The sequence below is a fragment of the Pseudarthrobacter sp. TE3704 genome, from assembly GCF_056279405.1.
This window is the reverse complement of sequence record NZ_JBWCCJ010000008.1, coordinates 128,892-140,980: the sequence shown is the minus strand read 5'-3', so window position 1 is coordinate 140,980 and position 12,089 is coordinate 128,892. Positions and strand designations below refer to the sequence as shown.

Below are 12,089 nucleotides of genomic sequence, written 5' to 3'. Positions count from 1 at the left end.
GGCCGGTTTGCCGGCGCCCCACTGATTGCCGGGGGTGTGCTGATTGCTGGCACACTGGTACGGTGCCAGCCAACCCTGCCTCCGCCCTGTCGCCTGCTTCCGCACTCCCCGCCCGCCAGTCAGAATTCTCCTTTAGGGTGGGCACCCGCCTGGCGGAATCGTGCCCGCCGTCGGCTGCGCATGTGGACGCGAACGGCGGGGAGTTCCTGGGCCGCACCGGCACCATCACCACTCCGCACGGTGACATCCAGACGCCGGCATTCATCGCCGTCGGGACGAAGGCGACGGTTAAATCGGTGCTGCCGGAGTCCATGGCTGAGCTGGGAGCACAGGCACTCCTGGCCAACGCGTACCACCTGTACCTCCAGCCGGGCGCGGACATCCTGGATGAGGCCGGCGGGCTGGGGGCTTTCATGAACTGGCCCGGCCCCACGTTCACGGATTCCGGCGGGTTCCAGGTGATGAGCCTGGGCTCGGGGTTCAAGAAAGTCATCGACATGAAATCGGTGGACGCATCCGGGCCGGACGACGCCGTGGCGCCAGGCAAGGAGCGGCTGGCCCACATCGACGACGACGGTGTCTGGTTCAAATCGCACCTCAACGGCGACCGCCACCGGTTCTCACCCGAGATCTCCATGCAGGTCCAGCACCAAATTGGCGCGGACATTATGTTCGCCTTTGATGAGCTGACCACGCTGCAGAACTCCCGCGGCTACCAGGAGGAATCGCTGGAGCGGACCCGGCTGTGGGCGCTGCGCTGCATCGAGGAGCATTTCCGGCTCACCGATGCGCGGGTGGGGAAGCCGTACCAGGCCCTTTTCGGCGTGATCCAGGGGGCACAGTACGAGGATCTGCGCCGCAAGGCCTGCCGGGACCTGGGTGCCATGCCCTTTGACGGGTTCGGCATCGGCGGGGCGCTGGAAAAGGAGAATCTCGGCACCATTGTCCGCTGGTGCAACGAGGAGCTGCCGGAAAACAAGCCCCGCCACCTGCTGGGCATCTCGGAGCCGGACGACATCTTCACCGCCATCGAAAACGGGGCCGACACGTTCGACTGCGTCTCACCCACCCGCGTTGCCCGGAACTCCGCGTTCTACACGCCGTCCGGGCGGTTCAACCTGTCCGGCGCCAAGTACAAGCGGGACTTCGGGCCGCTGCAGGAGGGCTGCGACTGCTACGCGTGCACGCACTACTCCCGGGCCTACATCCACCACCTGTTCAAGGCCAAGGAGATGCTGTCCGCCACGCTGATCTCCATCCACAACGAGCGGTTCGTGGTGAAGATGGTGGACGACGCCCGGTTGGCCATCGAGTCCGGCACGTTCTTCGACTTCAAGGCCGAAACCCTGGGGCAGTACTACTCCTGACCGCCCGCTGCCCGGGCTCACCCTGCGCCCTCCTCGCGGCCTGCCGCCGTCGAAATCGCCGAAATGGTGCAGGTTCGCCGGAACGTTCCGGCGTCCCCGCACCGTTCCGGCGTTTTGGCGTTGTGCACATAACGACGGCGGAGGGCGGCGGGGCTGTGGTGCGTCCCGGAAGGTGGGAGGATGACACAGCCTCAAGCACAAAGTTCCCGGCTTCCGGAGACAGGAAACCTGTGGCGAACGGACCAACTTCGCGCCAAGGGACTGCAGGCGCGGGACATCCGCTGGCTCATGAAGCATGGTGAGCTGGTCCGACTGCGGTGGGGCTGCTACATCCGCGCTGCGTTGTGGGAGAAAAAGCCGGCCACTGTCCGCAGCGTGCAGCTGATCCACGCACACGCCCACGGGACATTGACGACGTCGACGGGAGGCTATGTCTACAGCCACACGTCGGCTGCACGTCTTCACGGCCTCTTCCTCTGGAACGTGGATGACCTGATCCATATCCTGCTCCGGGTATCACCGTCAGGCGAACGCCTCGGGAAAGACGTGCGCGGACACACCCGGCCCTACGCGGATCAGGACGTGACAACGATTGGCAGGCTGAGGGTCACAGCGCTTGAACGGACGGTAGTGGACTGCGTCACGGCGCTTGATTACCGCCAGGGGCTGATCCTCACGGACCATGCACTGCGGCTCGGCGCGGACCTGGGCCAGATGCAGGCCACGGCAGCGGGGCTTTCGGGACACCGCGGTGTCCGGAACCTGCGGATGGCTTTGGCCAACGCAGACGCCCGCGCCGAATCGGCCGGAGAAACACTGACCAGGGAACTCCTCGCCCGGTTGAAGCTTCCCATGCCGGACGCACAGGTTGACGTCCGGACCCGGTTGGGATGGCACCGGCTGGACTTCGCCTGGCGGGACAAGAAGGTAGCCCTTGAATTCGACGGCAAGGTCAAGTACTTCGACTACAAGCCAACCCCCGAAGTCCTGTTCCAGGAGCGGCGCCGGGAAAAGGCGCTCACCGAGGCCGGCTGGTTCTTCCTCCGGGTGGAATGGCGTGACCTCTTCCGGGAGCAGGAGTTCAAGAACCGGGTCCTGGACGCGCTCAGGCGCCAGCCCGCGCCCGAGGCAGCCGCCGCCGTCGAAATCGCCGGAACGGATCCAGGACGCTGAAACGTTCCGGCGAAACCACACCGTTCCGGCGTCCTCGGCGTGGGCGAGGGTCCTGGCGTTGCGGGCGCGACAGGGTCAGGCGGCCGCGGCGGATACGGTGCCGTAGCTCGGTTCCCGCTTCTTGATCCAGCCGATCACCAGGGACGTCACCGGGACCAGGATGAACTCCACCAGGGTTTTGTACACGAAGCCGACCACCACGTAGTTCACGAACGTTCCGAAATCCGTGATCCCGATGACGGAGGCCGCAATGCTGCAGAAGATCAGCGTGTCCACGAACTCGCCGGCGCCCGAGGACCCCATCAGCCGTGCCCACAGGGACTTTTCTCCTGAACGGGCCTTCATCCGGACCAGGATCCAGGAGTTGATCGTCTGCCCCGCCAGGAACGCCAGGAGTGAGGCCAGCACGATCTGCGGCACCGGGCCCAGGGCGCCCTCAAGGGCTGCCTGCTTGGACGTCCCGAATTCGTCGTCGAATCCCGGCAGGGCAATGATCACCCAGTAGCAGAGCGAAGCGAAGACGGACAGGGCGAAGGTGGTGAGGATGGCCTTGCGTGCCACCTTAAAGCCGTACACCTCGCTGATCACGTCGCCCAGGATGTACGCCAGCGGGAAGAGGAAGAAACCGCCGTCGGTGACGATCGGCCCGATGGCAACGCCCTTGGACGCTCCGATGTTGGACAGGATCAGCACCGCCGCCATGAAGGCCAGCATGATCCCGAAGTACGGGGATCCGATGGACGCGAACCTGGCCGCGGGTCCGGAGGGAGTTGTTTCAGGCAGGGCGTCCTGGCCGGAGGGTGAAGTCATAAGGGAGTCCGTTCAAAGTGGTTCGCTCGGCACCCTATTGCTGGGAGGAGGCCGGCTGTATTAGCACTGTCGGCCTATTCTCCCACCCGTCCCGGTGAAGGCAGTATCAGTGAAGGCCGGAATAGAACTGAACGTGTTCAAACACATGCCATAATGTTCTTGAACACGTTCAAACGGGGGTACGCGATGACGGCTAAAAGCGGGCACACCAGGCAGTTGGTGGTTGATGTGGCGCTGCGGATGTTCCGTGAAGTTGGTTTCGCCAAGACCACCATGCGCGCCATCGCGGCAGAGGCGGGCGTGTCCGTGGGCAACGCCTACTACTACTTCGCGTCCAAGGACGACCTGGTCCAGGAGCTGTACCTGCAGGTGCAGAAGGAGCATGCTGCACGGGCGGCGTCCGCCATGGAAACCGCCACCGACCTCAGCAGCCGGCTCCGCGCCACACTCCATGCAGGCCTCGATTCCATGGCCCCGTACCACCGCTTCGGTGCCGACTTCCTCACCACCGCCATCCGGCCCACCTCGCCAGTGAACCCCTTCGCGCCCGGTTCCGCCGCAGCCCGGGAAGCCTCCCTCTCGATCTTCCGGTCGGCGGTGGAGGGCGCGCGGCCAGCAGCCCCCAAGAAGCTTCGCGCCGATCTTCCGGAACTCCTGTGGCTCGGCTACATGGGCGTCACGCTGTTCTGGGTCTACGACACGTCCGAGGGGCAGCAGCGCACCAGGAAGCTGGTGGACGGCGGCGTCCCGCTGATCGCCAGGGTGCTCTCACTGGCGCGCGTCCCGGGCGTCAGCAAGCTCCTGGACGATATCCTCAGCCTCAGCCGGAGTATCCGTGGATAGCCGGAAGCCAGCAAAACTATATCGGGGGAAAAGCATGACCAGGACAAAGACCGTGGTGCTCGCCGGCGCCTCGGGCTTCATCGGAAAGTACCTGCGGGCCCGCTTCGAGCAGGACGGCTGGACGGTGAAGACGGTAGGAAGGGCGAGGACCGGAGGGCGGCGGCGTGCTCCCGGGCGGCCGGGCGCTAACGGCGGCACCACCGGCCGGAAAACAACGGACGCGTCCTGGGACGACGACGGCGCCATCACCGAGGTGCTTAACGGCGCCGACCTGGTCATCAACCTCGCCGGACGGTCCGTGTCGTGCCGCTACAACGCCCGGAACAAGGCGGCGATCCTGGGTTCCCGGATCTCCACCACCGCGGCACTCGGCCGTGCCATCGCCCAATGCCGGCGCCCGCCGTCGACCTGGCTGAATGCCAGCACCGGCACCATCTACCGCGACGCCCGTGACCGCCCACAGACGGAATCCGACGGCGAACTGGGGACGGGCTTTTCAGTGGAAGTGGCCCGGGCCTGGGAGGCAGAGCTCGAGGCCGCCGTCACGCCGGAAACGCGCAAGATTCCGCTCCGCATCGCCATCGTGCTGGGCGCCCGAGGCGGTGCCCTGCGCCCGTTCGCCAACCTCGCGCGGCTGGGGCTGGGCGGGCACATGGGCAACGGGACTCAGAAATTCAGCTGGGTGCACGTGGAGGACCTCTACCGGTGCGCCCGCTTCCTGCACGCCCGGACGGACATCACCGGGCCCGTCAACGTGGCCTCGCCGGATGTGGTGAGCAACCGGGAGCTGATGCAGCTGGTGCGCCGCGCGTATGGGGCACGCTTCGGCCTTCCCACCCCTTCCTGGCTGCTCCGCGCGGGTGCAGTCCTGATCCGCACGGAAACGGAGCTGGTGCTCAAGAGCCGCTGGGTCCAGCCCCAGAAGCTGCTGGATTCCGGGTTCGTCTACAGCCAGCCGGAGCTGGGCAGGGCACTGCTTCAGATCGCCAAGGGAACAGCGTGAGCCGGCCGCGGCGCGTCGTCGTAGGCACGGGCGCGCTGGCGCTGGCAACATTCGTCAGCCTGGTGTGCTGCGCCACGGTGCTCGCCTTTTTGGTCGGCAGTTGGATCCCATGGTGGCAGGCCCTCATGATGACGGTGATCTGGGGAGTGCTGCCGTCCATCGCCCTGGCCTTCTGCCTGGGCGTACCCCTGGCCATCCTGCTCCAGCCGGTCCGGAACCAGTGGCTGCACGTTGCCGCCTTTGCAGGACTGGGAGTGGTGCTGGGGATCGTCTTCGCGCTGCTGGCCTCCGGCCCCGCACCCCGGACGGATTACGTTCTGACCTTCGCTGCCACCGCCGCGCTCACGTGCGGCGGCGCCCTCGCCGTCGGCCGGCTGTCCATCTGGCGGCTGGTCCGCCTTGACCAGGATGGCACAGCACGGGATAGCGCCGCCCCGGATGGCGCGGACCAGCACAGCGCCAGCCAGGACGCGGGCAACCAGCAGGGCGAGGTACCCGAGGACGCCACAAAGCAGCACGAGCCGAGCATCGATCTGGAAACCATCCAGGACCGCTTTCAGAACTAAACCCTTGTGGCCCTGAACACCCCTCGCCGGCACCGGCTGTACGGCCACACAAGGAAATTGCCCGACGGCGGGTGGCAGGATGGGGGTATGACTTCCGTTTCCGCTGACGCAACGCAGACCGTCACCAGCCCGGCCGTGGTCCTCACCATCGCCGGCTCCGAAGCCACCGGCGGCGCCGGCGCCCAGGCCGACCTGAAGACCTTCCAGGAGCTCGGCGTCTTCGGCATCGCCAACCTGACCTGCATCGTCTCGTTCAACCCGAACGACAGCTGGAACCACCGCTTCGTGCCGGTGGACCAGCAGGTGATTGCCCACCAACTGGAGGCAACGACGGCGGCGTATGGTCCGTCGTCGGGCGCTCCGTCCGTGCTGGACACCGTGAAGATCGGGATGCTGGGCAGCCCGGCCACCATCGCCACGGTTGCCGGCGCCCTGAGGGACAACCGGTTTGCCAACGTAGTCCTGGACCCAGTACTGATCTGCAAAGGGCAGGAGCCCGGCCACGCGCTGGACACGGACCAGGCCCTCAAGGCGCAGATCCTGCCGCTGGCCACCTTCGTGACGCCGAACCATTTCGAGGCGGAGTCGCTGTCCGGGCTGGGGATCACAGACGTCGAATCCCTCAAGGCCGCCGCCGTCCGCATCCATGAACTCAGCGGCGCAGCAGTCCTGGCGAAAGGCGGGGTCCGGCTGGAAGGCCCGGACGCCGTCGACGTCTTCTACGACGGCCAGACATTGGAGGTCCTGAGCGCCCCGAAGGTGGGCGAGGTGGCCGTGTCCGGAGCAGGTTGCTCGCTGGCCGCCGCCGTCACTGCCGAACTGGCCAAGGGTGCCTCACCGCTGGAAGCGGCCCGGACCGCCAAGGACTTTGTCACCGCGGGGATCCGCAACCGGGTAGCGTCAGGCGCGCCCTTCGATGCACTGTGGCAGGGCGGGGCCCGCTAGGCGCATCGGCCGCCCGCAGCAGAGCAGGCGGCTGGCATCAGGAGCTCGGGTCCGCCATCTTGCCCATAAAGAGCGGCAGCCCCGTCTCTGTGTGGATGATCTGGTAGTGGAAGGGCCGGTCAAAGACTATCGACACGTCCGGCTGAAGCGTGCCGCTGACGGCCTCCGCGTTGATCTGGGTGACCGCAGCGGCCACGGTCCCCTTCTCGGCAACCGTGATGTTGGCTGCCTGGGCGGCCTGTGTGATTTTCATTCCGGACTGGATAGCGTCAAAGTCTTCGGCGGTGTTGAGGGTGTTGTGCAGGCCCATGGCTCCCAGGACTTCCCGCAGGTCGAAGCTGGTTTTGTGGTCCCAGCGGGGCAGGGTGATGTGCACGGGCTGGACGGCCGCCGTATCCAGCGCCGCCGACAGCCGGGAGAGCTGTTCAGCCGTCACCGCACTACCGGCGGGGGGACCGGCGGCAGTGTACGCCGGCAGGACAAGGCGCATCACGGCCCCTTCCGCATAGGGAAGGTCAACCGCCTGCCACCCCTCCCCCTCGGCGTATTTCATGTCCACGGTCTGCCCCATGGTGGGCACGTCGACCACTTCCCCGGTTCCCGTCGTGAAGGGCCGGTCAAGCGTCCGGGAGGGGTCGAAGGGGGTGTTCCAGGCGGCGGCGAAGTAGATGGCGTTGAGGATGCTGAAGGTGTTCTTCGGATCAAAAGCAGCAGGCGCCTTCTTGATGCGGCCACCGGTATTCCGGTCCACCCAGGCGTCGATGGCGGGTTCCGTGGTGTCCCGGTCGCGGAAATCCACTTTGTGGACGCCTGTGCCGTAATGACGCGCCAGGGTGTCCAGGTAGTCCGCTCCCGTGGGGGTGTTGATGTCCAGGAAGAGTCCGTTCGCCGAGTGGATGACGGGCTTCCGCGGCGGGTTGTCCTCATCAACGGCACCGGGATCGCCGTCGTAGCGTTCGACGGCGGCCAGCATCGCATTGGCGGCTTCGTCCCGGTTGGTGGGCGGCAGGGCCAGGACACGGTCCAGTTCCGCGGCGGTTTCACCGGCCGCTCCGGCCCGTAGCATCACCAGGGCGGTGAGCAGGCTGCCCGGTGAGGCGACCACGTTCCCGGCGGTGCCGTCCCCGCCGTCGGACAGGAGGGCCTCCCCCAGCGCGTAGGCCGAGGAGCGCAGGGAAGCAAGCTCCCGCGGGTAGGCCGCAGTGTCCACGGAGGCCCGCTCGACGCCCGGGGCGGTCACAAGCTCGGGCGGGGATACTGAACACGCGGTGAGCGCAACCACAACGCCGAGCGCCGCGAAGCCGGCCCGCCGCGGCACCTTTGCGTGTTTTGCGTGAGCAGAGTTTCCCAGGACTTCCAGCCGCTGCATGCATCAAGTGAAGCAGCCGGACCGGACGGTAGCGATGCCGGGCGGGTCACGGTTTGCCGTCGTTTCGGTCACGCCCGGCCAGGACTCAACGGGATGCGGAGACCCTGGCCGCGGGACCACACGGCGGGACGGCACGACGGCGAAAAGCGGCGCCCGCCCTGCCTTGCCGGCCAGGCGAGCGCCGCCGTCGGACTAAGTCAGCGCCTGGCACCCACCACCGTGTCGCCGTCGTCCGTCTTGGCCGCCGCCCAGGCATCGCCCTGTTCGTTATCCAGGTGCGTGGCTTTCTTGTTCTTGAGCGCGAGGATGTAGACCACCAGCGAAACGGCGATGGCCACGGTGACGTAGGTGAAGAACAGGTCCACCTGGCCGGCCTTCTGCAGCGCCGCGCCGATCAGCGGAACAGTGCCGCCGAACAGCGAGTTGGCGATCGCATAGCCCAGCCCGACCCCAAGAGCCCGGATCGAGGCCGGGAAGAGCTCGGCCTTCACCAGCGCGTTGATGGAGGTGTAGCCGCCCACCACCAGCAGGCCGCCCATCATGAGCAGGAACGCCGTCAACGGATCCTTAGTGCCGGACAGCGTGGAGAGCAGCGGCCAGGTGAACAGCACGCCGGTGATGCCGAACCAGAGGAGCAACGGCTTGCGGCCCACCTTGTCCGAGATGATGCCGTAGACGGGCTGCAGCAGCATGAAGATGAACAATGCCCAGAAGTTGATGACGGAAGTATCGGTCTTGGCGATGCCGGACGTATCGTTCATGAACTTCAGGATGAAGTTGGTGTAGGTGTAGAAGGCAACGGTTCCGCCCAGGGTGACGCCGATGCAGATCAGCAGCGGACGCCAGTGGCTGGTGAAGAGCAGCTTGAGGGTGCCGGGCTGCGCCTCGCCCGCAACCTGGACGTGTGCGGCGCGGATCTGGTCCGCGGAGACGGTCTCCTCCATGGAGCGGCGCAGCCAGAGCACCACCAGGGCAGCGACGCCGCCCAGGGCGAACGGAATACGCCAGCCCCATTCGGTGAGGGCATCGTTGCCGATGCTGTTCTGCAGGATCACCAGGACCAGCAGGGCCAGCATCTGCCCGCCCACCAGGGTCACGTACTGGAAGCTGGAGAAGAAGCCGCGCCGCCTGGACGTTGCCGCTTCGGACATGTAGGTGGCGCTGGTGCCGTACTCGCCGCCCACGGAGAAGCCCTGCAGCAGGCGGACCAGCACCAGCAGGACCATGGCCCAGATGCCGATGACGTCCTGGGTGGGCAGCACCGCGATGGCAAAGGAGCCGGCGGACATCAGCGTCACGCTGAGGGTCAGGGCGGCCTTGCGGCCGTTGCGGTCCGCGTACCTGCCAAAGAACCAGGCGCCGATGGGGCGCATGAGGAACGACGTCGAGAAGACGGCCATTGCCTCAAGTCCAGCCTGCAGGTCGTCAGTGGAGCTGAAGAAGTGGGCCTGGAAGTAGGCCGCGAAGACGGTGTAGACGTAGAGGTCGTACCACTCTACGAGGTTGCCGGCGGAACCTTTGAGGATATTTCCCACGGCCCTGCGGGTCTGTGCTGCCTCCGTCGGGGCTGCCTCGTTGAGAGGCGCTGCTTGTTGGGTGCTCATCAATGAACCTTCCTTGGCGTGAACAGTCTCCCGAAAGCGCGGAGGACCCCCACCAAAATATGGGTGATGCAGGGCACAACCAACGTGGCAGCCGCTTTCCTAACACTTCCTTAGGTTTTGGTCCGAAAACCCGTGCCCGTCCCGCCCGGCCTCCGCCCGCCGGGCAAAAACGTCCGCCAGGCGGTAGTCTCCACAAACGGGGGATGGCGCAGCCCCGCAGCAAAGGACAGGAACATGGCAATGGAAGTGCTCATCGTCGAGGACGACGACGCCATGGCCGGTGCCCTCGCGGCCGGTGTCGGGACAGCGGGACTGAAGGCAACCAGGGTTTCCCGTGGCGCCGATGCCCTGCTGGCGCACCGCCGTTTCCAGGTGATCCTCCTTGACCTGGGGCTTCCGGACTTGGACGGGCTGGAGGTGCTGCGGAAACTCCGCCAGGTTACGGATTGCCCCATCCTCATCCTTACCGCGCGCGACGACGAACGCAGCGTGGTGCTTGGCCTCCGTTCCGGAGCGGATGACTACCTGGTCAAACCGGTCAAGCTGGTGGAACTGCTGGCCCGGATCGAAGCGGTCACCAGGCGGGTGGGGCGCGGCAATGCAGCGACGCCGGGCACCATTGTCCTGGACGACCTCGAGATCGACCTGGACCGGCGCACAGCGGCAAAGGGCGCCGAAGTGCTTCCGCTGACCGCCACCGAATTCGAGCTGCTGGCCCTGCTCGCCCGGAACGCCGGCTCCGTGGTGACGCGGGAGCAGATCCTTGACGCCCTGTGGGGTGACGCCTTCCTCGCCTCCTCCCGTTCGCTGGACGTCCATCTCACCGGGCTCCGGGCCAAGCTGCAGAAGCCCGGGTTCATCATCAACGTCCGGGGCGTGGGCTACCGGGTGGAAGCGGACACCGCGTGAGGCTGCGCGTCCTCGGGGTCCTCAGTGTGCTCTGCCTGCTGGTGGTCTTCCTGGTCTCCGGCACCATCCTGGGCTCTGCTGCCCGCGAACTGACGCAGGAAGTCCAGATCAATCGGGCAGCGTCCCTGAACCGGCTGGCCCAGGTGGCCTTCGACGCTGCGAACGACGGTGACACCGTGCGGCTGCAGCGGGAAATGGACACCTACTCCAGCCTCTACGGCGAAGGCATTGTGGTGCGGCTGCAGCAAGGCATCCTGCGCTCCGGGGGCCTGAGTGAGGAGCGGACCGACGTGCAGGACGCCTTGTCCCTCGCCGGGCTCAACGTCAGTGACACGGATCTGGCCCCGTTGGAGCCTTTCGGCTCCGGCTCGGAACTCATTTTCCGCTCCTTCGGCAGCGCCAGCCAGGTCCTGGGCGGCGTGGTCCTGGACGTGGACCTCGACACTGCCCGCAACAAGCTCCGCGGCCGTTGGCTCGTGGTGGCTGTTGCCGCCGTCGCCCTTGCCGCGGTACTCCTGCTGGCCGCGGCCCGGGTGACCGGGTGGGTTCTCCGTCCTGTCCTTCGCCTGAATTTAGCGGTCACCGAGCTGGCGAGGACGGGACGGTCGGGGCGCCTGCCGGAGGACGGGCCGCCGGAGCTCCGCGAGTTGAGCCGGTCCTTCTCCGCGATGGCCCGCACCGTGAGCGCCAGCATCGAGTCGCAGCGCCAGCTGATCGCGGATACCTCGCACCAGTTGCGGAACCCCATCGGTGCCCTCAGGCTGCGGCTGGACGTACTCCAGCTTGAGCTGCAAAATGCCCGGGAGCACGATGCCGCCGCCAGCGCGATGGCGGAGCTGGAGCGGGTGGAGGAGATCCTGGACGGCGTCCTGAAACTTGCCGCTGCCGAGCACCGGGCGTCCGAGGACTCCGCCCGTTCGTTCAGCAGTCCGGGCGCCCGGCCGCCCGCCGGACCGGTGGATCCGTATCCCATTCTGCAGGGCGAGGTTGAGCGGGCAGCTCCGGCGGCGGAGCGTGCAGGGTGCCGCCTTGTCCTGCTGCCGCCGCCCTCCCCGCCGGCACTGGTTGCATGCCAGCCAGCGGAGCTTGCCCAGATGGCCGGCGAACTCCTCACCAACGCGGTCAAGTACGCCCCCGGTGCCACGGTGACAGCTGCGGTGCGGGTTAGCGCGGGCACTGCAACAGTGGAAATTTCAGACGACGGCCCCGGGCTTTCCGAGCAGGAGCGCGCCGCCGCTGCGACGCGGTTTTGGCGCTCACCCCGGCATTCCTCGGTCCGCGGGACCGGGCTGGGCATCACCATCGTGGGCGAGCTGGCGGCGGCGAACGGCGGGCAGTTGGTGCTTGCTCCGGCAACACCGCAGGGTCTGTCCGCCTGCCTCGAGTTTCCCCAGTCCCTAGCTGGTCCGGAGCCGGAATCCCGCGGAGGTGCCCGTGGCTGACGTCCTGCCTGCGGGTAGCGTGTGTGCGGGCGGTGCGCCCCCGCGCCGGGCACTGCTG

General features: G+C 66.8%; 11 protein-coding genes. 8 read left to right on the top strand and 3 right to left on the bottom strand.

Annotated elements, in window-relative coordinates:
* The first annotated feature begins 62 nt into the window (after positions 1–62).
* Both tgt and ACZ9BC_RS19510 read left to right on the top strand, forming a co-directional pair.
* Entirely contained in the window at positions 63–1,367 is a 1,305-nt protein-coding gene (gene tgt, locus ACZ9BC_RS19515; protein WP_476247372.1) for a tRNA guanosine(34) transglycosylase Tgt, read from the top strand.
* A gap of 180 nt (positions 1,368–1,547) precedes the next feature.
* A complete protein-coding gene (locus ACZ9BC_RS19510) occupies positions 1,548–2,540 on the top strand; it encodes a type IV toxin-antitoxin system AbiEi family antitoxin domain-containing protein (protein WP_476247371.1) in 993 nt (330 codons plus the stop codon).
* A 75-nt stretch (positions 2,541–2,615) separates the two neighbouring features.
* Here the strand turns inward: ACZ9BC_RS19510 and ACZ9BC_RS19505 are convergent, their stop codons facing one another.
* Entirely contained in the window at positions 2,616–3,350 is a 735-nt protein-coding gene (locus ACZ9BC_RS19505; RefSeq protein WP_476247370.1) for a queuosine precursor transporter, read from the bottom strand.
* 186 nt (positions 3,351–3,536) lie between these two features.
* Between ACZ9BC_RS19505 and ACZ9BC_RS19500 the strand changes: the two genes are divergently transcribed.
* The 4 genes from ACZ9BC_RS19500 to ACZ9BC_RS19485 all read left to right on the top strand — a co-directional run bounded on the left by ACZ9BC_RS19500 (position 3,537) and on the right by ACZ9BC_RS19485 (position 6,707).
* Positions 3,537–4,193: a TetR/AcrR family transcriptional regulator gene (locus tag ACZ9BC_RS19500; protein ID WP_476247458.1), complete on the top strand. Its 657-nt coding sequence runs from the start codon at positions 3,537–3,539 to the stop codon at positions 4,191–4,193.
* 34 nt (positions 4,194–4,227) lie between these two features.
* Positions 4,228–5,196, top strand: coding sequence for a TIGR01777 family oxidoreductase (locus ACZ9BC_RS19495; protein WP_476247369.1), 969 nt, complete (start codon positions 4,228–4,230; stop codon positions 5,194–5,196).
* On the top strand, positions 5,193–5,762 hold the full coding sequence (locus tag ACZ9BC_RS19490; protein WP_476247368.1) for a hypothetical protein: 570 nt from the start codon (positions 5,193–5,195) through the stop codon (positions 5,760–5,762). Before ACZ9BC_RS19495 ends, ACZ9BC_RS19490 begins: the two co-directional genes overlap by 4 nt.
* An 87-nt stretch (positions 5,763–5,849) precedes the next feature.
* Positions 5,850–6,707, top strand: coding sequence for a hydroxymethylpyrimidine/phosphomethylpyrimidine kinase (locus ACZ9BC_RS19485; protein ID WP_476247367.1), 858 nt, complete (start codon positions 5,850–5,852; stop codon positions 6,705–6,707).
* A gap of 37 nt (positions 6,708–6,744) precedes the next feature.
* On the opposite strand, the gene ACZ9BC_RS19480 is transcribed toward ACZ9BC_RS19485, so the two are convergent.
* Together ACZ9BC_RS19480 and ACZ9BC_RS19475 are read right to left on the bottom strand one after the other, a co-directional pair.
* Positions 6,745–8,076: a serpin family protein gene (locus tag ACZ9BC_RS19480; protein ID WP_476247366.1), complete on the bottom strand. Its 1,332-nt coding sequence runs from the start codon at positions 8,074–8,076 to the stop codon at positions 6,745–6,747.
* 197 nt (positions 8,077–8,273) lie between these two features.
* Positions 8,274–9,680, bottom strand: coding sequence for an MFS transporter (locus ACZ9BC_RS19475; protein WP_476247365.1), 1,407 nt, complete (start codon positions 9,678–9,680; stop codon positions 8,274–8,276).
* A 240-nt stretch (positions 9,681–9,920) separates the two neighbouring features.
* Here ACZ9BC_RS19475 and ACZ9BC_RS19470 point away from each other — a divergent pair, with 240 nt between their 5' ends.
* The gene (locus ACZ9BC_RS19470) at positions 9,921–10,589 is read left to right on the top strand and encodes a response regulator transcription factor (RefSeq protein ID WP_476247457.1); all 669 of its coding nucleotides are present in this window, start codon (positions 9,921–9,923) and stop codon (positions 10,587–10,589) included.
* Entirely contained in the window at positions 10,586–12,031 is a 1,446-nt protein-coding gene (locus ACZ9BC_RS19465; RefSeq protein WP_476247364.1) for a sensor histidine kinase, read from the top strand. Before ACZ9BC_RS19470 ends, ACZ9BC_RS19465 begins: the two co-directional genes overlap by 4 nt.
* Positions 12,032–12,089: the final 58 nt, after the last annotated feature.

Excerpts from the sequence above, each read along its gene's own strand:
- ACZ9BC_RS19510 (WP_476247371.1), top strand. The coding sequence starts at position 1,548 with ATGACACAGCCTCAAGCACAAAGTTCCCGGCTTCCGGAGACAGGAAAC.
- ACZ9BC_RS19505 (WP_476247370.1), bottom strand. The coding sequence starts at position 3,350 with ATGACTTCACCCTCCGGCCAGGACGCCCTGCCTGAAACAACTCCCTCC.
- ACZ9BC_RS19500 (WP_476247458.1), top strand. The coding sequence starts at position 3,537 with ATGACGGCTAAAAGCGGGCACACCAGGCAGTTGGTGGTTGATGTGGCG.
- ACZ9BC_RS19495 (WP_476247369.1), top strand. The coding sequence starts at position 4,228 with ATGACCAGGACAAAGACCGTGGTGCTCGCCGGCGCCTCGGGCTTCATC.
- ACZ9BC_RS19485 (WP_476247367.1), top strand. The coding sequence starts at position 5,850 with ATGACTTCCGTTTCCGCTGACGCAACGCAGACCGTCACCAGCCCGGCC.
- ACZ9BC_RS19480 (WP_476247366.1), bottom strand. The coding sequence starts at position 8,076 with ATGCAGCGGCTGGAAGTCCTGGGAAACTCTGCTCACGCAAAACACGCA.
- ACZ9BC_RS19475 (WP_476247365.1), bottom strand. The coding sequence starts at position 9,680 with ATGAGCACCCAACAAGCAGCGCCTCTCAACGAGGCAGCCCCGACGGAG.
- ACZ9BC_RS19470 (WP_476247457.1), top strand. The coding sequence starts at position 9,921 with ATGGAAGTGCTCATCGTCGAGGACGACGACGCCATGGCCGGTGCCCTC.